This is a genomic window from Azohydromonas aeria (genome assembly GCF_009760915.1).
In the GTDB taxonomy this organism is placed as follows: Bacteria; Pseudomonadota; Gammaproteobacteria; order Burkholderiales; family Burkholderiaceae_C; genus Azohydromonas; species Azohydromonas aeria.
The window spans coordinates 111,057-134,333 of sequence record NZ_VIDQ01000009.1 but is presented as its reverse complement, the minus strand read 5'-3'; the positions used below and the strand labels follow the sequence as shown (position 1 = coordinate 134,333).

General features: G+C 72.7%; 22 protein-coding genes. 15 read left to right on the top strand and 7 right to left on the bottom strand.

The window, feature by feature from the left end:
• Positions 1 to 17: 17 nt before the first annotated feature.
• A complete protein-coding gene (locus FJ694_RS07940; protein ID WP_157265788.1) occupies positions 18 to 2,369 on the bottom strand; it encodes a trimethylamine N-oxide demethylase in 2,352 nt (783 codons plus the stop codon).
• On the bottom strand, positions 2,362 to 3,735 hold the full coding sequence (locus FJ694_RS07935; protein ID WP_157265785.1) for a trimethylamine monooxygenase: 1,374 nt from the start codon (positions 3,733 to 3,735) through the stop codon (positions 2,362 to 2,364). The genes FJ694_RS07940 and FJ694_RS07935 overlap by 8 nt, the downstream gene beginning before the upstream one ends.
• Positions 3,736 to 4,049: 314 nt before the next feature.
• Between FJ694_RS07935 and FJ694_RS07930 the strand changes: the two genes are divergently transcribed.
• Genes FJ694_RS07930 through FJ694_RS07915 form a run of 4 tightly spaced genes read left to right on the top strand, consistent with a single transcriptional unit; the run spans position 4,050 to position 7,814 of the window.
• Positions 4,050 to 5,168: an aminomethyl transferase family protein gene (locus tag FJ694_RS07930; protein ID WP_157265782.1), complete on the top strand. Its 1,119-nt coding sequence runs from the start codon at positions 4,050 to 4,052 to the stop codon at positions 5,166 to 5,168.
• Between the two features lie 18 nt (positions 5,169 to 5,186).
• Positions 5,187 to 5,771: a dimethylamine monooxygenase subunit DmmA family protein gene (locus FJ694_RS07925; protein ID WP_157265779.1), complete on the top strand. Its 585-nt coding sequence runs from the start codon at positions 5,187 to 5,189 to the stop codon at positions 5,769 to 5,771.
• Positions 5,768 to 6,724 carry a PDR/VanB family oxidoreductase gene (locus FJ694_RS07920; RefSeq protein WP_157265776.1) on the top strand — a complete coding sequence of 319 codons (957 nt, stop codon included), beginning with the start codon at positions 5,768 to 5,770 and terminating at the stop codon, positions 6,722 to 6,724. The genes FJ694_RS07925 and FJ694_RS07920 overlap by 4 nt, the downstream gene beginning before the upstream one ends.
• Before the next feature lie 13 nt (positions 6,725 to 6,737).
• On the top strand, positions 6,738 to 7,814 hold the full coding sequence (locus FJ694_RS07915; RefSeq protein WP_157265773.1) for a heme-dependent oxidative N-demethylase family protein: 1,077 nt from the start codon (positions 6,738 to 6,740) through the stop codon (positions 7,812 to 7,814).
• A 22-nt stretch (positions 7,815 to 7,836) separates the two neighbouring features.
• On the opposite strand, the gene FJ694_RS07910 is transcribed toward FJ694_RS07915, so the two are convergent.
• Positions 7,837 to 9,384, bottom strand: a complete 1,548-nt coding sequence (locus FJ694_RS07910) for a PAS domain-containing protein (RefSeq protein ID WP_198320757.1) — start codon at positions 9,382 to 9,384, stop codon at positions 7,837 to 7,839.
• On the opposite strand from FJ694_RS07910, the gene FJ694_RS07905 reads away from it, so the two are divergent.
• Both FJ694_RS07905 and FJ694_RS07895 read left to right on the top strand, forming a co-directional pair.
• Positions 9,383 to 10,753 carry a histidine kinase gene (locus FJ694_RS07905; RefSeq protein WP_198320756.1) on the top strand — a complete coding sequence of 457 codons (1,371 nt, stop codon included), beginning with the start codon at positions 9,383 to 9,385 and terminating at the stop codon, positions 10,751 to 10,753. The two genes, FJ694_RS07910 and FJ694_RS07905, sit on opposite strands and share 2 nt — an antisense overlap.
• A 46-nt stretch (positions 10,754 to 10,799) precedes the next feature.
• Positions 10,800 to 11,444: a response regulator gene (locus FJ694_RS07895; RefSeq protein ID WP_157265767.1), complete on the top strand. Its 645-nt coding sequence runs from the start codon at positions 10,800 to 10,802 to the stop codon at positions 11,442 to 11,444.
• A gap of 20 nt (positions 11,445 to 11,464) precedes the next feature.
• Here the strand turns inward: FJ694_RS07895 and hutG are convergent, their stop codons facing one another.
• The gene (hutG, locus tag FJ694_RS07890; RefSeq protein ID WP_157265764.1) at positions 11,465 to 12,274 is read right to left on the bottom strand and encodes an N-formylglutamate deformylase; all 810 of its coding nucleotides are present in this window, start codon (positions 12,272 to 12,274) and stop codon (positions 11,465 to 11,467) included.
• Complete coding sequence (locus FJ694_RS07885) at positions 12,271 to 13,299, bottom strand: LysR family transcriptional regulator (RefSeq protein ID WP_157265761.1); 1,029 nt, start codon at positions 13,297 to 13,299, stop codon at positions 12,271 to 12,273. Before FJ694_RS07885 ends, hutG begins: the two co-directional genes overlap by 4 nt.
• 140 nt (positions 13,300 to 13,439) lie before the next feature.
• Here FJ694_RS07885 and FJ694_RS07880 point away from each other — a divergent pair, with 140 nt between their 5' ends.
• The 7 genes from FJ694_RS07880 (at position 13,440) to FJ694_RS07850 (ending at position 19,965) form a co-directional block, all read left to right on the top strand.
• On the top strand, positions 13,440 to 14,624 hold the full coding sequence (locus FJ694_RS07880; RefSeq protein WP_157265758.1) for an NAD(P)/FAD-dependent oxidoreductase: 1,185 nt from the start codon (positions 13,440 to 13,442) through the stop codon (positions 14,622 to 14,624).
• Between the two features lie 45 nt (positions 14,625 to 14,669).
• Positions 14,670 to 15,434, top strand: a complete 765-nt coding sequence (locus tag FJ694_RS07875; protein ID WP_157265756.1) for an electron transfer flavoprotein subunit beta/FixA family protein — start codon at positions 14,670 to 14,672, stop codon at positions 15,432 to 15,434.
• 29 nt (positions 15,435 to 15,463) lie between these two features.
• Positions 15,464 to 16,423: an electron transfer flavoprotein subunit alpha/FixB family protein gene (locus FJ694_RS07870; RefSeq protein WP_157265753.1), complete on the top strand. Its 960-nt coding sequence runs from the start codon at positions 15,464 to 15,466 to the stop codon at positions 16,421 to 16,423.
• Positions 16,420 to 17,025: a HutD/Ves family protein gene (locus FJ694_RS07865; RefSeq protein ID WP_157265750.1), complete on the top strand. Its 606-nt coding sequence runs from the start codon at positions 16,420 to 16,422 to the stop codon at positions 17,023 to 17,025. Before FJ694_RS07870 ends, FJ694_RS07865 begins: the two co-directional genes overlap by 4 nt.
• Positions 17,026 to 17,059: 34 nt before the next feature.
• Positions 17,060 to 18,745, top strand: a complete 1,686-nt coding sequence (locus tag FJ694_RS07860; protein WP_157265747.1) for an electron transfer flavoprotein-ubiquinone oxidoreductase — start codon at positions 17,060 to 17,062, stop codon at positions 18,743 to 18,745.
• A gap of 229 nt (positions 18,746 to 18,974) precedes the next feature.
• Positions 18,975 to 19,208, top strand: coding sequence for a heavy-metal-associated domain-containing protein (locus FJ694_RS07855; protein ID WP_157265745.1), 234 nt, complete (start codon positions 18,975 to 18,977; stop codon positions 19,206 to 19,208).
• A gap of 178 nt (positions 19,209 to 19,386) precedes the next feature.
• Positions 19,387 to 19,965, top strand: a complete 579-nt coding sequence (locus FJ694_RS07850; protein ID WP_157265743.1) for a DUF2939 domain-containing protein — start codon at positions 19,387 to 19,389, stop codon at positions 19,963 to 19,965.
• 47 nt (positions 19,966 to 20,012) lie between these two features.
• Here FJ694_RS07850 and FJ694_RS07845 read toward each other — a convergent pair whose 3' ends face one another.
• Positions 20,013 to 20,573, bottom strand: a complete 561-nt coding sequence (locus FJ694_RS07845; protein ID WP_198320755.1) for a DUF421 domain-containing protein — start codon at positions 20,571 to 20,573, stop codon at positions 20,013 to 20,015.
• A gap of 140 nt (positions 20,574 to 20,713) precedes the next feature.
• Between FJ694_RS07845 and FJ694_RS07840 the strand changes: the two genes are divergently transcribed.
• Both FJ694_RS07840 and FJ694_RS07835 read left to right on the top strand, forming a co-directional pair.
• A complete protein-coding gene (locus FJ694_RS07840) occupies positions 20,714 to 22,048 on the top strand; it encodes a DUF2254 domain-containing protein (protein WP_157265740.1) in 1,335 nt (444 codons plus the stop codon).
• Between the two features lie 182 nt (positions 22,049 to 22,230).
• Positions 22,231 to 22,401: a hypothetical protein gene (locus tag FJ694_RS07835; protein ID WP_157265737.1), complete on the top strand. Its 171-nt coding sequence runs from the start codon at positions 22,231 to 22,233 to the stop codon at positions 22,399 to 22,401.
• A 61-nt stretch (positions 22,402 to 22,462) separates the two neighbouring features.
• On the opposite strand, the gene FJ694_RS07830 is transcribed toward FJ694_RS07835, so the two are convergent.
• The gene (locus FJ694_RS07830) at positions 22,463 to 23,275 is read right to left on the bottom strand and encodes a quinoprotein dehydrogenase-associated putative ABC transporter substrate-binding protein (protein WP_157265734.1); all 813 of its coding nucleotides are present in this window, start codon (positions 23,273 to 23,275) and stop codon (positions 22,463 to 22,465) included.
• Positions 23,276 to 23,277 lie beyond the last annotated feature (2 nt).

The window sequence follows — 23,277 nt, the reverse complement described above, 5'->3', positions numbered from 1 at the left end:
GCGGCAGCGCGCGCGGCTCAGCCGCGCACGCGGGTCTTGTCCGGGTCGAAGTGCGGGAAGCGCACCACGCGGGCCGGCAGGCGCTTCTGGTGGCCGTCGAGCTTGCCGATCTCCAGCTCGGTGCCCGGAGCCGCGTGCCCGGCTTCCAGGCGCGCCAGCGCGATGGTTTTCTGCAGCAGCGGCGAGCGCAGCGCGCTGGTGACCACGCCGACCTGCGCGCGGCCCAGGTGCACGCAGTCGCCGTGGCCCACGGCCTCGCAGGCGTCGATCTCCAGGCCCACGAGCACGCGGCGCGGGTGGGCCTGGCGCTCCAGCAGCGCCGCGCGCCCGACGAAGTCCACGTCCTTGGACTTCAGCGGCACCGTGAAGCCGATGCCCGCCTCGAAGGGGTCGGTGTCGCCGTCGAATTCCTGGCCGGCAAAGGCCAGCCCGGCCTCGATGCGCACCATGTCCAGCGCGGCCAGCCCCATGGGGCGCAGGCCCAGCGGCTGCCCGGCGGCCCAGACGGCGTCGAACACCGCGAGCGCGTCCTGCGGATGGCAGAAGATCTCGTAGCCCAGCTCGCCCGTATAGCCGGTGCGCGACAGCACGATGGCCGGCCCCTGCGGCCCGCCGATGCGCGCCGGCGTGAAGCGGAACCAGCCCAGCTCGCCCATCTGCGGCCGGTCGGGGGCACACCAGACGAGGGACTGCAGCAGCTCGCGCGAGCGCGGGCCCTGCACCGCCAGGTTGTGCAACTGGTCGGTGGAGGAACGCACCCAGGCCTGGTAGCCGCGGGCCTGCGCCTGCTGGCGCAGCCAATCGCCGGTGAAGTCCTCGCCGCAGACGAGGCGGAAGTTGTGCGCGCCCAGGCGCATGAGCGTGCCGTCGTCGATCATGGCGCCGCTGTCGCGGCACACGGCGGTGTAGACCACCTGCCCGACGGCGAGCTTGCGCACGTCGCGCGTCACGCACCACTGCAGCAGCGCCTCGGCGTCCGGGCCGGTGACCTCGAACTTGCGCAGTGCCGAGAGGTCCATCACCACCACGGCTTCGCGGCAGGCCCAGTACTCCGCGATCGGCCCATGGACGGCGTACTGCTGCGGCAGCCAGAAGCCGTGGTAGTCGGCGAAGTCGCGGGTCAGTGCCGCGGTGCGCGCATGGAACGCGCTCTCACGGGTCAGGCGGGGTTCGGCGTCGGGCGTCATGCGGTGGGCCACGGCGCGGCTGAAGCGCTGCGTGGCGGCGTAGGTGCGGACGTGGATGTCCGTGGGGTTCCAGCCATTGGCCGGGTCGATGTCGTCGGGGCAGGAGGAGCTCACGCACACCAGGTCGGTGAGCGCGCGCAGCAGCACGTAGTCGCCGGGCCGCGACCAGGGCTCGTCGAGCAGCAGCCGGTGCTGCGCGTCCAGGGCGGTGTTGTAGAAGAGGTTGAGCGCCTCCCAGCCCTTGCGCGCCGGCACGCCCCAGAGCTGCAGCGCGCGGTTGAAGTTGTCGCTGCAGTTGGCGTGGCCGGGGTAGCCCATGTCCTCGTAGTAGCGCGCGCTGCAGGCGGTGGCGAACGCGTCGTGGCGGCCGCAGGTGTCCTGCACCACTTCCACCAGCGGCTCGAAGTCGCGGTCGAAGGCCTTGGACGGCAGTCCCGGCAGCGGGTAGGCGCGGCCGAGCAGCGTGCGCGTGACGGTGGCGTCCAGCGCGCCGTCGCGCCGCTGCTCGATCTTGCGCAGCGAGAAGGCCTGGAAGTCCGAGCACTGGCGCCCGGCCACGTCGAGCACCTGGATGAACTCGCCGGCGCGCACGACGTAGGCCGTGGCGGTTCCGGGCGTGATGCGGTGTTCGAGCAGCGGATCGGCCAGCGGCTCCGGCAGCGCCGGCATGCCGCCCGGCGCCACGCGCTGGCGCCGGATGCACAGGTGCAGCGGCGTGGCGGTTGCGCTCTCATCGACGGAGAGGCGCGGCGCCGGCGCGGCCACGACGAGGAGCCCGTCGCGCCCGGCCACGAAGCCGGCCTGCCGGCCCGGCGGCGATTCGGCGCCGAAGAGCCGCAGCCCGCGCGCCTGCGCCAGGTCGATGCCGCGGCGGCGCAGCGCGTCGCGGGTGCGCTGTGCGCCGGGGTCGTCCTCGGCCATCAGCGCCAGGAAGCCGCTGGCCTCGACGGCCCGCCCCGGGCCCAGCGCCCCGGCGTCGAAGCGCCCGTCGGGCGTGGCCAGCAGCAGCTCGCAGGCCTGGCCGCCCTCCAGGTCGGTGACCTCCAGGCGGTCGCCCGCCTCGACCGCCACCACCAGCGTCCCGCGCCCGGGCACCAGGTGGTGTTCGACGCCGGGCTCGCGCCCGCGCAGCCCCGGCTGCAGGATGCGGCTGGCGCGCGGCGGCAGCAGGATCTCAGCCATGCCGGGCGCCCGAGTCGCCGTCCGAGGAGCGCCGCCCCAGGTACGCCGCCAGCGAGTCGTCGAGCGCGTCCTTCCAGGGCGTGTGGTGCAGCGGGGACATCTTCCCCGTCATCAGCGACCGGTAGGCATGGTCGCGGAAGCCCATGATGTCGGCCATCTTGTGGTGCTCCCACTCCATGAAGGTGCGGTTCACGCCCTCGATGTCGAAGCGCGGGTAGTCGGTGGCCTCGATGAGCCGGGCCACGTAGTCGCCCTGGAACCAGATCCTCTGCTCGGCGGTCTCGAGCTTTTCCTCGCGCTCGCGCCAGGCCAGGCTGTCGCGCCGCATGTCCTCGGCCGAGGGCAGCGCGATGCGCCCCAGTATCACGTCGCGCGCCCACCAGGCCTGCGCGTCGAACATGTTGAAGGTGTAGAACTGGTCCTGCATGCCCAGGTAGAACAGCCTGGGGTTGGCCTCCCAGGCCACGCCCTGGTACAGGCCCAGCGGCCACAGCCGGTTGTCGGTCTTGAGGCGCAGCTCGTCGGGCAGGAACGGCAGGTGGTGCTTGTAGCCCGTGCACAGGATGATCGCGTCCACCTCGCGCGAGGTGCCGTCGATGAAGTAGGCCGTGCGGTTCTCCACGCGCTCCAGCAGCGGCACTTCCTTCCAGTTGTCGGGAAACCTGAAGCCCATGGGCTTGCTGCGGTAGCTCGTGGTGATGGAGCGCGCGCCGTACTTCCAGCACTGCGAGCCGATGTCCTCGGCCGAGTAGCTGCGGCCGATGAGCAGCACGTCCTTGTCCTTGAACTCCAGCGCGTCGCGGAAGTCGTGCGCGTGCAGCACCCGGCCGTTGAAGCCGTCCAGGCCCGGGAAGAAGGGCACGTGCGGCGTGGAGAAGTGGCCGCTGGCCACCACCACATAGTCGAATTCCTCCGAGTACACGCGGTCGGCGCGCAGGTCGTGCGCGGTGACGGTGAAGCGCCTCGTGGCCTCGTCGAAGCCGACCATGCGCACCGGCGTCTCGAAGCGCACCCAGCCGCGCACGTCGGCCTTCTCGACGCGGCCCTTGATGTAGTCCCACAACACCGCGCGCGGCGGGTACGAGCCGATGCCCTGGCCGAAGTGCTCGTCGAAGGTGTAGTCGGCAAACTCCAGGCATTCCTTCGGGCCGTTGGACCACAGGTAGCGGTACATGCTGCAGTGCACCGGCTCGCCGTTCTCGTCCAGCCCGGTGCGCCAGGTGTAGTTCCACAGCCCGCCCCAGTCGGCGGTCTTCTCGAAGCACACGATCTCCGGAATCTCGGCGCCCTTGCTGCGCGCGGACTGGAAGGCGCGCAACTGCGCCATCCCCGACGGGCCGGCCCCGATCACTGCCACTCTCGTCATACGGTGTTCCTCCAGGGAAATGGTTGAGGTTCAGACCGGGCCGTCATCACCGCGCAGGGGCCCGGAACAGCTTGTTCCGCTACGGCGAACGGGATCAGTGTTGCCCCGGGTCCGGGCCGATCACAATTACCGCAACGGGTTAACCCGGCGCGGTGACGGCGCCTGCCGCGGTCGCCGCGAGCCGCCGGCCGTTGCCCTGGCAACGCTGCCTCCGGGCCGCTGCCCTAACCCGGTCGGGTTACCCCGGCGCGGCAATTTCCAGGTGTTCCGCCGCATCCCAGAATCGCCTTGCACCCTTTGATGCGAGGACGACGATGCAGAGGAACTCCGTACTGAACGAGCGCCACCTGGCCCTGGGCTCCAGGCTCGACGGCGACACCTGGAACGGCATGCGGCTGCCCTGGAGCTACGCCAGCGATCCGCACGAGGAGGTGCTCGCCACGCGCAGCCGCGCGGCGCTGTACGACGTGTCGGCGCTCAACATCATCGACGTGCAGGGGCCCGACGCCGAGCGCGTGGTCGACCAGCTCGTGGCCATCGACGTCACCCGGCTCAAGCCCGGCAGCGCCCGGCTGGCCGCGGAAGTGGACGAGCGCGGCGCGCTGGCCGACGACATCATGGTGATCCGCGACGCGACCGACCGTTTCCGCCTCTCCCACGGCAGCGGCGCCACGCCGGCGACGCTGGCGCGCCTGGCGCAGGGGCGCCAGGTGACGGTGGAGCCCAACCTGGACGTGCACATCCTGTCGCTGCAGGGCCCGCGCTCGCTGGACGTGCTGGCGCCGCACGCCAGCGGCAACCTCGCCGGGCTGCCCTACTTCCACCACATGGAGACGCGGCTGTTCGGCAAGGCCGTCTTCGTCGGCCGCGGCGGCTACTCCGGCGAGCGCGGCTACGAGGTCTACTGCGACTCGAAGGACGCCGTGTTCCTGTGGGACTCGATCCTGCAGGCCGGCGCGCCCCACGGCGTGATCCCCGCCTCGTGGAACGCGCTGGAGCTCACGCGCGTCGAGGGCGCGCTGCTGTTCTTCCCCTTCGAGATGCCCGGAGGGGACACCACGCCGTGGGAAGCCGGCATGGACTGGGCGGTGGACGTGGACAAGCCCGGCGACTACGTCGGCAAGCAGGCCGTGCTGCAGCTGCGCGGGCGCGAGCGCGTCAAGCAGGCCGGCATGCTGGTGGAGCACCACGCCGCGGTGGAGGCCGGCGCGCCCATCTTCGACGGGGAGCGGCAGGTCGGCGTGGTCACCAGCGCCAGCTACAGCCGGCTGCTGATGCAGTCGCTGGCGATGGTGCACCTCAAGCCCTCGCACGCCAACCTGGGCACGCGGCTGGCGGTGCGCAGCCAGGCCGGCACCTTCGCGGCAATGGTGGTGCGCACGCCCTTCTACGACCCGATGCGGTTGCGCACGCATCCGGACAAGACCCGCTGAGATCCGGAAGGGCCGAGCATGTCCACCCCTTCCATCGCCAGCCAGCCGGTCTACGCCCCGCCCGCATGGGACGCCAGCGGCCGCTGCCACGTCGTGCTGGCCGACGGGCGCGATGCGGCCGCGGCGCAGGCGCTGTGCGCCGCCGCTCCCGCGGGACCCCTTGCCGTCGTGGAGCTGTGCGAGGGCGCCGGCAGCTGGCGGCCGCTGCTGCCCCCGGGCGCGCGCCACACCGCGGCCGGCACGCTGGCGACGGCCCTGGCCGCGCTGGAGGCCGAGCTGGCACGCGCGCGCATGGGCACGCGGCTGTACCTGCTGGGCAGCGAGGACCTGATCTGGCAGGCCTGGCAGGTCGCCACGCGCCACGGCCTGGGCGACGCGGAGGTGCGCCGCCACTGCGTGCTCACCGCCGCGCGGCCCGTGTACTGCGTGCACTGCGGCCACGTGCTGCGCGGCGTGCACACCAACCCCGTGGCCTGCACCGGCTGCGGCCGCCACCTCTTCGTGCGCGACCACTTCTCGCGCCGGCTGGGGGCCTACATGGGCGTGCAGATCGACGCCGAGGCGCCCGGCTCTCTCCCCGAACCCGTACAGGCTTACCCATGACCGCCGAGATTGCCGTCGAGATCCGGGCGCTGCGCGACGTCGCCCCGGACATGCGCGAGTTCACGCTGGCGCCGGTGGACGGCACCGAGCTGCCGCCGTTTTCCGCGGGCAGCCACGTGGTGCTGTCCCTGCCCGTGGGCGGGCGCGTGCTGCGCAACGCCTACTCGCTGCTGGGCGACCCCGGCCGGCGCGACGCCTGGCGCATCGCGGTGCGCCGCCAGCCCGACTCCCGCGGCGGCTCGGCCTGGCTGCACGACCACGCCCGCGCCGGGCAGCGCCTGGGGCTGACGCCGCCGATGAACCTGTTCGCGCTGGTGCGCACGGCGCGGCGCCACCTGCTCGTGGCCGGGGGCATCGGCATCACGCCGATCCTGTCGCAGGTGCGCGAGCTGGCGCGGCTGGGCGCGGACTTCGAGGTCCATTACGCTTGGCGCTCGCCCGCGCATGCCGCGTACCGCGACGAGCTGGAGGCCCTGGCCGGCGCGCGCGTGCGCCACTTCGATGCCAGCCGCGGCGAGCGCCTGGACTTTCCCACCCTGCTGGCCGAGCAGCCGCTGGGCACGCATCTCTACGTCTGCGGCCCGGCCTCGATGGTCGAGGACGCGCTGGCGGCCGGCGCGGCGCTGGGCTGGCCGGCCACGAGCCTGCACAGCGAGCGCTTCCTGGCGCCCGCGGGCGGCCAGCCCTTCGACGTGCGGCTCGCGCGCAGCGGCCTGCGCCTGACCGTGCCGGCCGAGATGTCGCTGCTCGAAGCACTGGAGCGCCACGGCGCCGCGGTGAACTCGCTGTGCCGCGGCGGCGCCTGCGGCCAGTGCGAGACCGCGGTGCTGGAGGCCGATGGCGAGCTGCTGCACCGCGACCTCTACCTCGGCGAGGCCGAGCGCCGCGCCGGCCGCAGCATCCTGCCGTGCGTCTCCCGCTTCGAAGGCCGCTGCCTCACGCTCGACCTGTGAAAGGACCCGCCCGATGACGCCCGCACCGACGACCGCCCTGACGCCCGCACCGACGCCCGCCTTTCGCGAGGAGAGCTTTCGCGGCGACTACAGCTTCCGCAACTCGCCCGCGGCCATCCGCCGCTTCCCCTTCCCGTTCCCGCAGGACGAGTACATGTACTCGGTCAACATCGAGCCGCACGTGCCCGGCCCGGCCGGCTCGGCGGTCGAGCACGCCTTCGACGTGGACGAGCACTACGTGGCCGAGTGCCGCGACCGCGCGCTGACGCTGGAGCGCGACCCGGGCCGCTTCGCCAGCCTGCCGCACATGCTCGACGCGGAGTGGGATGCGCTGGAGCTGGTCATGACCTCGCTGGCCGCGGACTACCCGCAGCACTTCGGGTTGCAGCGCGACGGCAGCCGCTGGCACTGGACCAACCGGCCGCTGGGCCTGCAGCAGTCCTTCACCTTCGGCGAGGCCGCGACGCTGCCGCACGGGCCGCTGGAGTACGTCACGCGCCAGCTGCAGGGCGACGTGGTGCTGCTCGACCAGCGCGAGGACAACCTCTTCGCCGACGCCGGCATGGTGACCTCGCAGGCGGACTGGTCGCTGGCCTTCGACGTGGGCATGAACTTCCTGCAGTGGCACGCGCCCGTGCCGCTGGCGCCGCAGATGGGCCTGTTCGAGCGCGCCCTGAAATACCTGCTGATGCTGCCGCAGGGCCGCCCGGTGCGGCGGCTGAACTGGACCATGACGGTCAACCCGCGGCTCGATACCGCGCCCGAGACCTACCCCGAGTGGGGCCCGGACCGCGCCGGCGTGACGCCGGAGAACGTGGCGCGCAAGGTGCACCTGCGCGTGGAGCTGCAGACGCTGTTCCGGCTGCCGCGCAGCAACGCGATCTTCTTCGGCATCCGCTGCTACCTCGCCAGCGTGGGCGAGCTCGCCACCTACCCGCGCTGGGCCTGCCGGCTGCACCGGGTGCTGCGCACGCTGCCGCCGCCGCTGCAGGAGTACAAGGGCCTGACCCGCTACCTGCCCACGGTGGTGCAGTGGCTGGCGCCCCTGGACGATGGCCGCGTCACCGGGCCCGGCACCGCGCCGGAATGAAGCCGCGCCGCGGGCGCTGGCCCTACGTGTCCGCCACCTCGCAGGCGGTGCCCAGCTCGGCGGCCTGCTGCGCCGCCGCCTGCGCCGCGCGCAGGAAGGCCTCCGCCCCGGCGTAGCGGGACTGGCTCAGCGCGATGCCGATGGAGACCTCCACCGTGCAGCGCTGGGAGCCCACGTGCAGCGGCTGCACCAGCTGCTGCGCCAGGCGCGAGGCGATGGCGGAGATGGCCGGCAGCGCCTCGCGCAGGCTGGGCACGGCCTGTGGCGCGCCGCCCGGGCGGAAGTCCGTGACCAGCACCGCGAAGCGGTGCTCGCCCAGATAGGTCGCTGCGCCCAGCACGCGCACCGGCCGCACCCGGCGCCCGATCTCGGTGAGGATCGCCTCGCCGGCCTCGGGGCCGAGCCGCTGCACCTGCGCGCGGATGCCATGCGCGTCCACGCACAGCAGCGCGCAGCGGTGGCCGGCCAGCCGCCCGTGCTCCAGCGTCCAGGCCAGCACCTCGTCGAACAGCGCACGGCTGGCCAGCCCGGTGCGCGACTCGAACCACAGCCGCCGCCGCGCCCGCTCCTCCGCGCCGCGGCGCTCGCTGACGTCGGTGATGAAGCCCTCCACCGCGAGCAGCTCGCCCAGCGAGGAGAACACGCCGCGTCCCTGCTCCCAGACCCAGCGCTGGCGCCCGGCGGCGTCGCGGATGCGGTAGGAGATGCGGTAGGGCCGGCGCTGCGCCACGCTGGCCTGCACCTGCGACCACACGAACTCGCGGTCTTCCGGGTGGATCAGCTGCCCGAAGCTGGCGCAGGCATTGCCGACGAGCTCGTGCGCCTCGTAGCCGGTGAGCTCCAGGCAGCCGTCGCTGACGAAGTCCATGGTCCAGTCCGGATCGTTGCGACCGCGGTAGGCCATGCCCGGCACGTTGGCCAGCAGCGTGTTCAGCGCGCTGCCGGAGGAGCGCGGCAGCGCCTCGGGGCTGCGCCTGTGCGGCAGCGCCTGCGCCGTGCCGCACAGGCCCGTGGCCGACCCGTCCGCCGCTTCCAGGCGCTGCACGCGCAGCCGGATCCAGCGCGGCTGCGCGTCGGCGTGCGGCAGCCGCGCCTCCCACAGCGCGGCCGCGGCGCCCGGCGCCGCGGCCAGCGCCAGCAGCCGTGCCTGGGCCTCGGCGCGGTCGGCCGGATGCAGCAGCTGCCACAACGGCACGCAGCCCGGCTCGGCCGGCATGCCCGCCAGCGCGGCCCACGCCGCATTGGCCTGCACCAGGCGGCCGCAGGGGTCGGTGGCGAACACGGCCACGTCGATGTGCTCCAGCAGTCCGGCGCCACCCGGTGCGGGCGCAACCGGCATGGCCGTATCGGCGGGCTCCACGGCGGCCGGCCCGGGCTGGCCCGCACATTGCGAGTCGCGGGGTGGCGGCACGGGCAGTCCGCGCGAGCGCCGCGCCAGCGTCAACGCCAGGGCCGGTGTGGCGGCCAGCAGCAGCGCCAGCCCGGCATCGGCCACGGCCGGCCCCGGACCCGCCACGATCAACCACCCGAGGGCGGCCGCGCCCACGGCCACCGGATAGAACTGCCTCATGTCCATGGACTCCCCCTGGCCCTTGCAGACCGCCGCCCCGCGGCTGTGGCGCGCCGATGCCCGGAACCTGACGCTGGCCGGTGTCGGTGCGTGCGCTTCGATCGCCTTTTGCGCCGGCCTGGCGCTGTACCGGCAGGCCGCTGCCGTGTCGCCCGGCCTGCCGTGGCAGGTGCCGGCGCTGCTGGGGCTGCAGGGACTGTGCCTGCTGCTCGTGGGGCTGGGCCTGGCGCTGCTGCGCCGCGACGGCACCACGCCGGCCGCCTCGGCCGTGCGCCCCACGGCCGTGCACGCGCACCAACACGCGACAGCGGCGCACGGCCCAGGGCGTGACGCCCAGGCGCTGTCGGTGCTGGCCCGCGCCGCCACCCTGTACGGCCAGCGCGGGCTCGACGCCGGCGGGCTGCGGCAGGCCCTGGCCCTGCTGCGCGAGGGCCTGTGCGCCAGCCGCGTGTGCCTGCAGCTCGAAAGCGCGGCCTGCCAGCCGCTGCATTGCGGGCCGATTCTCGAAGCGCTGGCGCCGCCGGACTGCGAGCGCTGCGGCCCGGGCACAGTGGACGAGGCCGATCTTCGCCTGCCCCTGCGGCGCAGCGGCACCCTGCTGGGCACGCTGCTGATCCAGCGTCCCGGCGCGGCGCTGCCGCCGCCCGCGCAGCACCTGGCCGAGGCCTTCGCGGGGCTGACCGCCCTGGCCATCGCCGAGGTGTGCCGCGGTCACGAGGAGCGCCGCATGGCCTTGATGGAGGAGCGCAGCGCCATCGCCGCGGAGCTGCACGATTCGCTGTCGCAGTCGCTGGCGTTCATGAAGATCCAGGTGGCGCAGCTGCAGCGCGCGGCGCGGCGCGAGACGCAGCAGCCGGCGCTGGCTCAGGCTGTCGACGAGCTGCGCGACGGGCTCTCGGCCGCCTACCGGCAGGTGCGCGAGCTCATCGCGGCCTTTCGCACGCAGCTGCATGCCGGCGGCCTGGCCGCCGCGGTGCAGGAGGCCGTGGAGGAGCTGCGCCAGCGCAGCGGCCTGGACACTGTCTTCGAGCACGACATCGCCGGCTGCCGCCTGGAGCCCAACGAGGAGTTTCACGTCATGCAGATCGTGCGCGAGGCCCTGTTCAACACCGTCAAGCACGCCGGCGCCACGCGGGCCCGCGTGGACATGCGACTGGCCACCGACGGGCGGCTGCACGTGCGCATCGAGGACGACGGCTGCGGACTGCCGGCCGATCCCGGCCCGCGCGACCATCACGGGCTGGCTGTGATGCAGCAGCGCGCGCAGGCCCTGGGCGGCCGCCTGGCGCTGCACGCGGGCACGCCGCGCGGCACCGTGGTGGCACTGGACTTCGCGCCGCAGGGCGGCGTCGCGGAGGCGCGGCCATGAGCGCGCGCGCACGGCCGCTCCGAAGCCAGCGCGCGAGGGTGCAGCCATGAGCTGGCGCGTGCTGGTGATCGACGACCACCCGCTGTTCCGCAAGGGCGTGGCGCGGCTCATCGAGGAGGACGCCGAGCTGGAGCTCGTGGGCGAGGCGGGCGACGGCGCCAGCGGCATCGAGCTGGCCCGCAGCACCGACCCGGACATCATCCTGGTGGACCTGCACATGAAGGCCATGGACGGGCTGGAAACGCTGCGCCGCCTCAAGGCGCTGGGCCTGCGCGCGCGCTGCGTGGTGCTCACGGCCTCGGACAGCGGGCAGGACATGGCCGCGGCCATGCGCAGCGGCGCCGACGGTTACCTGCTCAAGGAGCTGGAGCCCGAGGACCTGTGCCCGCGCATCAAGCAGGCGTACCGGGGCACGCTGGTGATCGAGGGCCACACGCCCGCCCTGCTGCAGGCGCTGGCGGCACCGCCCGCCGCCGAGCGCCCGGAGCTGACCCTGCGCGAGGCGCAGACGCTGCGGCTGCTGTCCCAGGGGCTGAGCAACAAGGAGATCGGGCGCGAGCTGGGCATCTCCGACGAGACCGTCAAGGTCCACATCAAGAAGCTGCTGCGCAAGCTCAACCTGCGCAGCCGCCTGGAGGCGGCCATGTGGGCGCTGCAACACCCCGACACCCTGGCCGCGCCGGGCGGCTGAGGCCGCGCGGCCCGGTGCCGTCAGCGTCCGGCGCGGCGCTCCACGTATCCGAGCGCGGCTTCCAGCATCGCCTGCAGCACCGGCTGCACGCGCGCCGCCGTGTCGGGCAGGTAATCGAAGGGCGGCTCTTCCCGCATGTACAGGCTCTGGCACATCTCCAGCTGGATGGCGTGCACGCCTTGCCGCGGCGCGCCGTAGTGGCGGGTGATGTAGCCGCCCTTGAATCGGCCGTTGACCACGTGCGTGAAGGGCGCGTCGCGAGCCACCGCCAGCACCGAGTCCATCAGCTCGGCATCGCAGGTGCGGCCGCCGTCGGTGCCGAAGTTCAGGTCGGGCAACTTGCCCTCGAACAGGCGCGGCAGGTGGCTGGCAATCGAGTGGGCGTCCCACAGCAGCACCGCGCCATGGGCCTCGCGCAACCGCTGCACTTCGGCGGCCAGCGCGTCGTGGTACGGGCGCCAGTACGCCTGCAGCCGGCGCGCCTGCTCGGCGGCGTCGGGCTCGTGCCCGGGCCGGTACAGCGGCTCGCCGCGGAAGGTGTCCACCGGGCACAGGCCGGTCGTGGCCTGGCCGGGGTAGAGGCTCTCGCCGCCGGGCGGCCGGTTGAGGTCGATGGCGTAGCGCGAGACGCGCGCCTGCAGCACCGAGGCGCCGAGCCCGGCCGCGAAGCCGTAGAGCCGGTCCAGGTGCCAGTCGGTGTCGCGCAGCACCGGGGCGACGTCGTTCATCCGCGCCGCGATGTCGCCGGGCAGCCGCGTGCCCAGGTGGGGAATCGAGATGAGCAGCGGGCGCGTGCCGCGTACCAGCGTGTACAGGGGTTCTTGGGTCACGGGTGTTCCTCGTCGGGACAGGAAATGGCGTCCGCGGGCAGCGCGGGCATGGCGCGCCGGATGGCCGGGAGGATGTCGCGGCGGATCACGTCGCGCGTCACGCGCGCGATCTCCCGGTCCAGCGAGCCGGTCTCGCCCTCGCGCGCGAGCAGGAAGAAGTCGCGCTGGCCCAGGCGCGCCGGTGGCAGGGGCAGCACCGTCACGCTGTCGAGGTACTGGCGCGACTGCCACAGGCACAGCGGCGTGCTGACGGCCCAGCCCAGGCCGGCGGACACCAGGCTCAGCAGCGGGTCGGTGGCGTCGAATTCGAAGCGGCGCTCGGCCTGCACGCCGACGTGGCGCAGCCAGCGCTCGACCTGCTGGCCGATCACGGAGCGCTGGCTGTAGCGGATCAGCGGCAGCTCGCCGACCAGCTCGGCGAGCTCACGCACCGACGCCAGCGCGCGCACCGGGTGCTGCCGCGGGAACACCGCCACCCAGGACTCCGAGAAGAGCAGCCGCTGGCTGACCCGGCTGTCGTCGATGCGGCTGTCCGTGCAGATGGCCAGGTCCAGCTCGCGGCCCTGCAGCTGGGCGCTGAGCGTGGGCGTGAGCCCGGACCAGAGCTGGATCTGCCGCGCCGCGCCCGACAGCGCCCGGATCAGCGCCGGCCCCAGCGTGGCCGCGAAGGAATCGACGCAGCCGAGCCGGATCTGCGCGTAGTCCTGGCGCGCGCTGGCCCGCATCCGTTCCCCCAGCGCATGGGCCTGGCCCAGCAGCTCGGCGGCCAGCTCCTGCAGCGCCCGCCCGGCGCGGGTCGGGCGCGCCGGGCGCACGTCGCGGTCGAACAGCTGCAGCCCGTATTCCTCCTCCAGCGCCTTGACCTGCTGGCTCACCGCGCTCTGGCTGACAGCCAGGCGCTGGGCCGCCAGCGCCATAGAGCCGCAGTCGCACACCGCGACGAAGGCCTCCAGCGCGCGCAGGTCGGGCAGCGACCGCGCACGGCGGGCAGGCGTGGCTGAAGAGGAATGGGACACGGCAGGCATGGTGGCGGCAGGCGAGGCTGCAGGATTCAGCTTCAGCAAAGCTTAAGTCCTGCATCAGATTCGCTGAAGCTACCGGGCGCCGCGAGCCCCGTTCCTACGCTGAGCGCCATTGCAACCCGCTTCTCCCAGAAAGGCCCTCGATGGACAGCTATGACGCGATCGTCATCGGTGCAGGCGTGATCGGCAGCTCGGTCGCCTGGCACCTGGCGCACTTCGGTGCGCGCAAGGTGCTGGTGCTCGACCGCACGCAGGTCGGTGCGGGCACCACGTCCCAGTCCTCCGGCATCCTGCGCACGCACTACTCGGTGATCGAGAACGTCGAGATGGCCAAGGCCTCGTGGAAGGTGTTCACGGACTTCGCCAACTACCTCGGCGACGAGGAGGCGTCGTGTGGCCTCGTCAAGTGCGGCTACCTGATCTGCGCCCCGGAAGGGCCGAAGCTGGAGCCGCTGCGCGCGGCGCTGGCGGGCCAGCGGGACAAGGGCGTGGAAGTGCGGCTGCTGGGCCGCGAGGAAGCGAAGAGCCTGCTGCCCATCGCGCACTTCGACGACGCGGCGCTGATCGGCTACGAGCCGGAGGCCGGCTTTGCCGACGCCTACCTCGTGGCCACGAGCTTCGCACGCTCGGCGCGGCGCATGGGCGTGAAGATCATGGAGGGCGTCAACGTCGAGCGGCTGCTCACCGACAACGGCAAGGTCGTCGGCGTCGAGACCTCGCAGGGCACCTTCCGCAGCGACACCGTCATCAGCACCCAGAACATCTGGGCCCGGGACATCGAGCGCTGGACCGGCATCCCTTCGCCCGTGGCCGCCGAGCGCCACGCCGTGCTGGCGCTGGAAGGCCCCGAGGCCTACAGCTACCGCATGCCGGTGTTCAAGGACCTGGGCTCGCCGGGGATGCTGTACTGCCGCAGCTACGGCGGCAACCAGATGCTGGTGAGCGAGGGCACCGTGGGCGAGACGCTGCCCGCGCCCGACAACGAGCAGGGCGACATCTCGCTGGACTACATCGTGGAAGTCGGCGCGCAGGTGGCCGAGCGCTTCCCGTCCTACGAGACCGCGGGCCTGGCGTCCTCCTGGACCGGCGTCTACGACGTCACGCCGGACTGGAACCCGGTGCTGGGCCGGTTGCCCGAGGTGCAGGGGCTGGTCGTGGGCTACGGCTTCTCGGGCCACGGCTTCAAGCTCTCGCCGGCCGTGGGCCGGGTGCTGGCGCAGGAAGCGCTGGGCCTGCGCACCGACGTGCCGCTGGCGCCCTACGCGCTGGAGCGCTTCCGCAGCGGCCACCTGCTCACCGGCAAGTACGGCCTGGGTGCCGTGTCCTGAGCCGTCGCTTCCTCAACGACCCCAAGACTTTCCCCTCGTTCCGCCATGCACATCCTCGTTCCCGTCAAGCGCGTCGTTGACCACAACGTCAAGGTCCGCGTCAAAAGCGATGGCTCCGGTGTCGATACCGCCGGGGTCAAGATGTCGATCAACCCCTTCGACGAAGTCGCCCTGGAGCAGGCCGTGCGCCTGCGCGAGAAGGGGCTGGCCAGCCGGGTGACCGCCGTGACCTGCGCCGCCGCCAACGCGCAGGACGTGCTGCGCACGGCACTGGCGATGGGCGCGGATGCCGCAGTGCTGGTGGACAGCGGCACTGCCGCGGCGCTGGACCCGCTGGACGTGGCGCGGGCTCTCAAGGCGCTGGTCGAGCGCGAGCAGGTCGCCCTGGTGCTGTGCGGCAAGCAGGCCATCGACGACGACCTCGGCGCCACGGGCCCGATGCTCGCGGCGCTGCTGGACTGGCCGCAGGCCATCTCCGTCAACCGGCTCGGTTTCGAGGGCGGCGAGCTGCTGCTCAGCTGCGACGGCGACCGCGGCATGGAGCAGCTGGCGCTGCCGCTGCCCGCCGTGCTCAGCGTGGACCTGCGCCTGTGCGACCCGCGCACCATCTCGCTGCCCAACATGATGAAGGCGAAAAAGGCGCCGATCGCCACGCTGGCGCTGTCCGACCTGGCCGAGCCCGGCCCCGCGCGCAGCATCGTGGTCAGCGTGTGCGAGCCGCCGGCGCGCCAGGCCGGCGTGAAGGTCGCCGACGTGAACGCGCTCATCGAGCAGCTGCGCGCCCTGCCCGCGCTGCAAGCCACCGCCTGACGGCCCCGACTCCCCTGGAAGCCCCCGCCATGAAAGTTCTCGTGATCGCCGCGCACGACGCGCGGCAACTCGACGCCGTCACCGCGCGCCTCGTGGGCGCGGCCGGCAAGCTCTCGCCCGCCGAGGTGCACGTGCTCGTGATGGGCAGCGGCTGCGCGGCGGTGGCCGGCCAGGCCGCCACGCTGGGCGGCGTGAGCCGGGTGCTGTGCGCGGACGCGCCGCACCTGGCCCAGCCGAACGCCGAAACCGTCGCGCGCCAGCTCGCCGCGCTCGCGCTGGCCGAGGGCTACCGCTTCGTCGTCGCCGCCCACGGCATGGCCGCGCGGGCCGCGCTGCCGCGCGCGGCGGCGCTGCGTGACGCGGCCTTTCTCGCCGACGTGACGGCCGTCGAGTCGGCGCAGTCGCTGGTGCGCCCGATGTACGCCGGCAGCGTGCTGGCGAGGGTGCGGCCCCAGGCGGCGCAGGTGTTCATGACGGTGCGCCCGGCCGCCCACGAGCCCTGCGCCCAGGCCGCGGCGGCCTGTGAAGTCGGCACGGTGGCCGCGGTCGCACCCGACACCCGCATCCGGCTGGTCGGGCGCGACGAAGCCGGCGACACCCGCCCGGACCTGGCACGGGCCCGCGTCGTCGTGGCGGGCGGCCGCGGCGTCGGCGCTGCCGAGCACATGAAGCTGGTGGAAGCCCTGGCCGACCATCTCGGCGGCGCCGTCGGCGCCTCCCGGGCGGCGGTGGACGCCGGCTTCGCGCCCAATGCCATCCAGGTCGGCCAGACCGGCAAGACCGTGGCCCCGGACGTGTACATGGCTTTCGGCATCTCCGGTGCCATCCAGCACCTGGCCGGCATCAAGGACGCCCGGGTCATCGTGGCGGTGAACAAGGATGCCGACGCGCCCATCTTCTCCGTGGCGGACATCGGCCTGGTGGGCGACCTGTTCGAGGTGCTGCCCGCCCTGCGTCGTGCCCTGCCTGAACTGCGACACGCATCATGACCCTGCTGCCCCTGCCCGCCGGCGTGCGCCGCTTTGCGCTGGATCGCCTGCCGGCCGAGCCGTGGCGCAACGGCGCCGGCTGGACCCGCACGGTGGCGGTGCATGAGCGCGGCGGGGACGTGGATTGGCGCGTCAGTGCCGCCGACATCACCCATGCCGGCCCGTTCTCCCGCTTCGACGGCATGGACCGCACCGCCGTGCTGATCCAGGGCCCGCGGCTGCAACTCGAAGGCAGCGGCCAGCGCCTGGTGTTCGAGGCGCCGGGACACCTGCAGCGCTTCAGCGGCGAGCAGGAGCTCCATGCCGTCGCGCCTGAGCAGCCCGCCCGCCTGTGGAACGTCATGGCCCGCCGCGGCCAGGCCGAGGCCCGGGTCGAGGTCCACCGCGCCGGCACGCTCGTGCTGGCGGCCGGGGACACCAGCGTGCTGCTCGTGTTCCACGGCCAGTACCAGCTGTGCGCCGGCGGCGACGCGCTGCTGCAGCTCGAAGCCGGCGAAGGGCTGTACGTGGAGAACACGCGCCGGGCCCTGGAGCTGCATCCGGCCTACCCGTCCAGCAGCCTCGTCCACACCCGATTTCGAATCGGCTCCCCACACGCCTGACCCATTCCGGCACAGGCGCCCATCGGAAGCAGCCATGAATTCCCTTGAACAGCACGGCGGCGGCGTCCCGCGCGAGTCCATGGACTACGACGTCGTGATCGTCGGCGCCGGCCCCGCGGGGCTGGCTACCGCCATCCGGCTCAAGCAGCTCGCTGCCGGGCACGACCGTGACATCTCCGTGTGCGTGCTCGAAAAGGGCTCCGAGCCCGGCGCGCACATCCTCTCGGGCGCCATCATGGATCCCCGGGCGCTGACCGAGCTGCTGCCCGACTGGCGCGAGCTTGGCGCGCCGCTGAGCCAGGCAGTGACGCGCGACGAGTTCCTGTTCCTGAGCGAGACCGGGGCCCGTGCGACACCCGGCTGGCTGCTGCCGCAGTGCTTCCAGAACCACGGCAACTACATCGTGAGCCTGGGCAACGTCGTGCGCTGGCTGGCCACGCAGGCGGAAGCGCTGGGCGTCGAGATCTTCTCCGGCTTCACGGCCGCGGAGCTGCTCCACGGCGAGGACGGCGCGGTGCGCGGCGTGGCCACGGGCGACATGGGCGTGGGCAAGGATGGCCAGCCCACGGCGAATTTCCAGCGCGGCATGGAGCTGCTGGCGAAGTACACGGTCTTTGCCGAGGGCGCGCGCGGGCACCTGGGCAAGCAGCTCATCGCGCGCTTCAAGCTCGACGAGGGCTGCGACCCGCAAAGCTACGGGCTGGGCATGAAGGAGGTATGGGAGATCGACCCGGCACGCCACCAGCCGGGGCTGGCGCTGCACACCGCGGGCTGGCCCCTGCGGAGCGACACCTATGGCGGCTCGTTCCTCTACCACGCCGAGGACAACAGGGTCTGCGTGGGCTTCGTCGTGGGGCTGGACTACCAGAACCCGTGGCTGAGCCCGTTTGAGGAGTTCCAGCGCTTCAAGACGCACCCGGCCATCCGCAAGCACCTGGAGGGCGGCAAGCGCATTTCATATGGTGCGCGCGCCATCACCGCCGGCGGGCTGCTGAGCCTGCCCAGGACGGTGTTTCCGGGCGGCGCGCTGGTGGGCTGCGACGCGGGCTACCTCAATGCCAGCCGCATCAAGGGCAGCCACGCCGCGATCAAGAGCGGCATGCTGTGCGCTGAAGGCCTCTTCGAGGCGTTGCAGGCCGGGCGCAGCGGCGACGAGCTCACGGCGTATCCGCAGGCCTTCGAGAAGAGCTGGCTGTTCGAGGAGCTGAACCAGGCGCGCAACTTCAAGCAGTGGTTCAAGAAGGGCCGCTCCACGGCCACGCTCATGACCGGCATCGAGCAGTGGCTGCTGCCGCGGCTGGGCGTCAAGAACCCGCCCTGGACCGTGCCGCGCAAGCTGCCCGACCACGTCAGCCTGCGCCCGGCGGCCGAGTTCCCGCGCATCGACTACCCCAAGCCCGACGGCGTGCTCACGTTCGATCGCCTTTCCTCGGTGTTCATCAGCAACGTGAGCCACGAGGAGAACCAGCCGGCGCACCTGACGCTGAAGGATGCGACGGTGCCGACGCGCATCAACCTGCCCACCTTCGCCGGGCCCGAGAACCGCTACTGCCCCGCGGGCGTGTACGAGTACGTGGCGGCCGAGGGCGGCGGCGAGCGGCTGCAGATCAACGCGCAGAACTGCGTGCACTGCAAGACCTGCGACATCAAGGACCCGACGCAGAACATCGTCTGGGTCACACCCGAAGGCGGCGGCGGGCCCAATTACGTCTGCATGTAGCGGCGGGGAACAAGCCGCCGCGGCGGCGGCCCAAGCGCGCGTGTTGCGACACACGGCAGCGGTCCGCTGCCCCGGCCGGGCGGCAGGGCGGCAACTTCCGGCTCCTTACCGAGCCGTTCCTGCGTCCGTGCGCCGCTGAATGCCTCCTGATCTTCTGAAGGCCTTGACCTTCCCATCGTGGCAAGGCCCAGGCTTGGGCCTTCAGTCACTCCCTGGCAGGAAGGCCACCATGATCGAATTCACCGTCCCCGAGATGAGCTGCGGCCATTGCGTCGGCGCCATCACCCAGGCGCTCAAGGCCGTCGATCCGGCAGCCCAGGTCGATGTGACGCTGGCAGACAAGAAGGTCCGGGTCCACAGTGCGCGGGAGCGTCAAGTGCTGGCCCAGGCGCTGTCCGATGCCGGCTACGCGCCCAGCGCTTCCGGGGAGCTGGCCCGCGGCTGCGGTTGCGGCTGCCGCTGAAAGCGCACGCGGCAGCGGGGCTGCAGCCGCTGCAAGGTTTCCAACGGCGGCCCGCCGCGTCGATCCGGAGCGAACCAGCGCACCAGAGGGCCGTAGGGCACGATATGCATGTTGGCGACCCAGTGGCCGATCCGGTCCGTTTGCTCCAGGCAGAAGGCGGCAGGCAAGAAGGCTGCAGATGAAAGCGAAACATGCAACGGCCGTCGCCGCGCTCGGCGTGGGCCTCGCGGCATGGCTGTATGCCACGCCCTACATCGCTGCAAACGCGCTCCGGGAATCGGCTCGGGCGGGAGACCTGGGCGCGATGCTGGAGCGCATCGACGTGCTCTCCGTCAAGCGCCATCTCAAGGCGGACCTGCTGGCCCTGATCGATCAGCAGGCCGACAGTACGGCCGGACTGCCCTTCGGGACCTTTGGCGCCGCTCTCGCTGCAGCGATGGCCGAGCCGGCCGTTGACGCCTTCGTCACGCCGCGCAACCTGGCCCTGATGGTGCAGGGCCATGTGCCGAGCATCGGCCTGGAGCCCGCGGCCAGCCCGGACGCAGGCGGTGCCCTGGCCGATGCCGAGGTCCGCATGGCGTACCAGGGCCTGAACCGGTTCTCGGTGTCCATCGAGCCACGGCACGGCGGTGCCCGGGACCCGGTCACGCTCTCGTTCCAGCGCGAGGGCCCGTTCACATGGCGGTTGCAGTCCGTGAGGCTGCCGTTTGCCGGGTCCGCACCGCAGCAACGGACTGCGGAGGGGCCACGCCGCTGAAATCCTCTCCGGCCCGGCACGTTGCCTAACGAGAAGGGCGCGTGCCGTCAGGACGGGTCCGCGCCGGGAACCGAATGGCGCTGCGCTTCGGCCGGGCTGCCCTGCACGTGGGCCAGCGCCGTGCGCGACCCTTGCGCGGCCCGGATGACGTTGAGGCTGCCGTCGGTCTCCAGGACCACGGCCGCGACCTCGTCCAGGGCGCCGATGCCCTGCTGGCGCACGGCCGCGCGCAGCTCGTCCTCCGTGACGCGCTCGCGCCTCATGGACCCGTGCAGGAAGCGGCCGTCCACGAACAGCAGGCTCGGCTCGGCCTTGACCAGCCGGCTCACCCACGGCGAGCGCACCGACAGCCAGGTAATGACCCACTGCAGCGCCACCAGCAGCGCCAGCGCCGTGACGCCCTCGCTCAGCGACACGTCCTTCGACAGCAGCACGGTGGCCAGCGTCGAGCCCAGCGCCACCGTGACGATCAGGTCGAAGGCATTGAGCTTGGACAGCGTGCGCTTGCCCGTGGCGCGCAGCACCAGCACCAGGGCGAGGTAGGCCAGCGTGCCCAGCACCAGGATGCGCGCCAGCGGCAGCCAGCCGTCGAAGAACATCGAATCCATATCGCGCGGCTCCTTGATCCGGGTTCACGCCCGCGGCGCGAGGGCTTGCGCCTGCACCTGCGCTTGCGGTGGCAGCCCCGGACAGCAACGGGCGTTCCGCCGATCCCGCGCGGGACCGGGGCTTGCCCAGGTGCGGCGCGATGAGTCCGATCCGGGAGATGTGGTTGCGGCTGCAGGGCAGCCTGTGGTTCGTGCCGACGCTGGTCGTGGCCGGCTGCATCGCGCTGGCGGTGCTGCTGATCGAGGCCCATGGCTGGGTCGAGCTCGACCTGGCCCGCCGCTGGCCGCGGCTGTTCGGCGCGGGCACGGACGGCGCGCGCAGCATGCTCTCGGCCATCGCCACGTCGATGATCACGGTGGCGGGCGTGGTGTTCTCGATGACGCTCGTGGCGCTGTCGCTGGCATCGAGCCAGTACTCGCCGCGGATGCTGCGCAACTTCATGAACGACCGCCCGACGCAGCTGGTGCTGGGCGTGTTCGTGGGCATCTTCGTCTACTGCCTGCTGGTGCTGCGCACGGTGCGCGGGGACGACGACGGCCCGGGCTTCCTGCCCTCGCTGGCCGTGATCGGCGGCGTGGTGCTGGCGCTGTTCGGCGTGGCGCTGCTGATCTACTTCATCCACCACGTGGCCACGTCGATCCAGGTGTCCTCGATCCTGGAGCGCATTGCCGGGGACACCGCCGTGGCTATCGACCGGCTGTTCCCGCAGGTGCTCGGCAAGGGCCTCTCGTCCAACGAGGACGGCCCCGACGAGTTGCCGCGGCGCTGGCACGACGTCGCTGCGCCCGCCACCGGCTACCTGGTCGGCGTCGATGACGAGGGGCTGCTGCGCTTTGCCGCGCAACACCGGCGCGTGGTGCAGATGGCGCACTGCGTCGGCGACTTCGTGATCGAGGGCCGGCCGCTGGCGCGTGTCTCGGGCGATTCGTGCTTGGACGACGCGGATGCGCGGGCGCTGTGCCGCCTGTTCTCGCTGCAGCGCCAGCGCACCGTGCACCAGGACGCCCCCTACGGCCTGCAGCAGATCGTGGACGTGGCGCTGAAGGCGCTGTCGCCGGGCATCAACGACCCGACCACGGCCGTGATGTGCATCGACCACCTGGGCGCGCTGCTGGCGCGCCTGGCGGGGCGCCATGTCCCCTCCCCCTACCGCAGCGACGAGCAGGGACTGCGCGTGGTGGCGAAAGGGCCGGACTTCGAGTCCATGGCCTCGCTCGCGCTGGACCCGGTCACGGAGCACGCGCGGGGCGACACGCAGGTGCTGGCGCGGCTGCTGCGTACGCTGCAGGTGCTGGAGGGCTGTACCGTCATGCCGGCCCGGCGCCTGGCGCTGCAGCGGCGGCTGGCCCTGGTCATGGACGGGATCTCGCGCAACGTGGCGGCGGCGGCCCGGCGCGACGAGCTGCTGGAGCAGGGCCGGCTCCTGGCATTGCGGCTGGCCGCGCCCGGCACCTCGCCGTCGGCCACGCCTTGACGCTGTTGGCATGCCCCGTCGGGCGGCCCTGGGCGCTGACACACCCATGCGCCGCCACCTTTGCGGAAAGCCGAGGTGGCGTGAACAACCTTCGGCGAATTCGATCCCCCCTTGAGCCTCAGGCTGCTGGTTGACCGCCAAGGCCAGGGCCACGCTGCTGCGGTTTCCGAAGGAGTTTCACCATGGATGCCATCGAGATCTTTGCCGTCGCCTTCCTGAGCCTGCTGACCCTGCTGGTGCTGGGCCTTGCCGTGCAGGGATGGCGCAAGCGCTGGGCCCGCAAGGAGCTGGGGCTGCTGGCCACCATCGCGGGCATCACGGGCATGGGCGCGGCCGGCGTGGCGTGGCTGTAGGGCCGGCGGGCCGGTCCGCTGCCTGCCGGCGCGGCAGCAGGCCCACGGCCTGGACGGCGCGCTACGGCGCCTCCAGCGGCACGCCATGTCCGCGCAGGATGGCCTCGATCTGCACCCGGTGGCGCGCCAGCGCCTGGTCGAGCTCGGCCAGCAAGGCCTGGTCCCCGGGCCGCACGGCCAGCGCCATCGACACCTCCATGGGCAGGCCCGAATCGCCTGCCGCCTCGATCGGCGACATGCGCAGCCCGGGCCGGCTGCGCACGTGCCATCCGGCCTGCGCGCCCCACAGCGCAGCGGCGTCGAGCCGGCCTTCGGCCACCGCGCGCACCAGCCGCTCGGCGGCGTGCCCCTCCTCCACCGCGTAGCCCACCAGCTGCGCGCCGGCCCCGCGCTCGTGCAGCAGCAGCGCCGGGGGCGTGGCCGTCACGTCGTGCCGCACCGAGGGCACGCCGATGCGCCGCCCCGCCAGGCGCGGGTCGTTCACGCCGCGCAGCGGCGCCGCGTCGCCGCGCTGGACCCACACGAAGCCCGATCGGTAGTAAGGCCGGCTGGTGGCTGTGCGCGCAAAGCCCGCCGGCACGCCCAGCAGCACGTCGCAGCGCCGCGCCCCCAGCGTCGTGGCGACGATGCGGCCCTGCATGGGCTGCCAGTGCACCTCCAGCCGCGCTCCCAGCGCCTGGGCCAGCAGCTCGGCGATGCGGTTCTCGAAACCGCTGCCGTCGCGGTGCGACAGCGGCGCATTGTCGGGATCGGCGCACACGCGCAAGACCCGCTGCTGCACGCCGCCGGGCCCGGGCGCCGAGGCGCATCCCGCCAGTCCGGCCGACAGGGCCACCAGGGCCGCCGCCAGCGCCGCGCGCCGCGCGTGCCGCATGC

Coding starts and splice junctions, on each gene's coding strand:
- FJ694_RS07940 (WP_157265788.1), bottom strand. CDS start 2,369: ATGGCTGAGATCCTGCTGCCGCCGCGCGCCAGCCGCATCCTGCAGCCG.
- FJ694_RS07935 (WP_157265785.1), bottom strand. CDS start 3,735: ATGACGAGAGTGGCAGTGATCGGGGCCGGCCCGTCGGGGATGGCGCAG.
- FJ694_RS07930 (WP_157265782.1), top strand. CDS start 4,050: ATGCAGAGGAACTCCGTACTGAACGAGCGCCACCTGGCCCTGGGCTCC.
- FJ694_RS07925 (WP_157265779.1), top strand. CDS start 5,187: ATGTCCACCCCTTCCATCGCCAGCCAGCCGGTCTACGCCCCGCCCGCA.
- FJ694_RS07920 (WP_157265776.1), top strand. CDS start 5,768: ATGACCGCCGAGATTGCCGTCGAGATCCGGGCGCTGCGCGACGTCGCC.
- FJ694_RS07915 (WP_157265773.1), top strand. CDS start 6,738: ATGACGCCCGCACCGACGACCGCCCTGACGCCCGCACCGACGCCCGCC.
- FJ694_RS07905 (WP_198320756.1), top strand. CDS start 9,383: ATGTCCATGGACTCCCCCTGGCCCTTGCAGACCGCCGCCCCGCGGCTG.
- FJ694_RS07910 (WP_198320757.1), bottom strand. CDS start 9,384: ATGAGGCAGTTCTATCCGGTGGCCGTGGGCGCGGCCGCCCTCGGGTGG.
- FJ694_RS07895 (WP_157265767.1), top strand. CDS start 10,800: ATGAGCTGGCGCGTGCTGGTGATCGACGACCACCCGCTGTTCCGCAAG.
- FJ694_RS07885 (WP_157265761.1), bottom strand. CDS start 13,299: ATGCCTGCCGTGTCCCATTCCTCTTCAGCCACGCCTGCCCGCCGTGCG.
- FJ694_RS07880 (WP_157265758.1), top strand. CDS start 13,440: ATGGACAGCTATGACGCGATCGTCATCGGTGCAGGCGTGATCGGCAGC.
- FJ694_RS07875 (WP_157265756.1), top strand. CDS start 14,670: ATGCACATCCTCGTTCCCGTCAAGCGCGTCGTTGACCACAACGTCAAG.
- FJ694_RS07870 (WP_157265753.1), top strand. CDS start 15,464: ATGAAAGTTCTCGTGATCGCCGCGCACGACGCGCGGCAACTCGACGCC.
- FJ694_RS07865 (WP_157265750.1), top strand. CDS start 16,420: ATGACCCTGCTGCCCCTGCCCGCCGGCGTGCGCCGCTTTGCGCTGGAT.
- FJ694_RS07860 (WP_157265747.1), top strand. CDS start 17,060: ATGAATTCCCTTGAACAGCACGGCGGCGGCGTCCCGCGCGAGTCCATG.
- FJ694_RS07855 (WP_157265745.1), top strand. CDS start 18,975: ATGATCGAATTCACCGTCCCCGAGATGAGCTGCGGCCATTGCGTCGGC.
- FJ694_RS07850 (WP_157265743.1), top strand. CDS start 19,387: ATGAAAGCGAAACATGCAACGGCCGTCGCCGCGCTCGGCGTGGGCCTC.
- FJ694_RS07845 (WP_198320755.1), bottom strand. CDS start 20,573: ATGGATTCGATGTTCTTCGACGGCTGGCTGCCGCTGGCGCGCATCCTG.
- FJ694_RS07840 (WP_157265740.1), top strand. CDS start 20,714: ATGAGTCCGATCCGGGAGATGTGGTTGCGGCTGCAGGGCAGCCTGTGG.
- FJ694_RS07835 (WP_157265737.1), top strand. CDS start 22,231: ATGGATGCCATCGAGATCTTTGCCGTCGCCTTCCTGAGCCTGCTGACC.
- FJ694_RS07830 (WP_157265734.1), bottom strand. CDS start 23,275: ATGCGGCACGCGCGGCGCGCGGCGCTGGCGGCGGCCCTGGTGGCCCTG.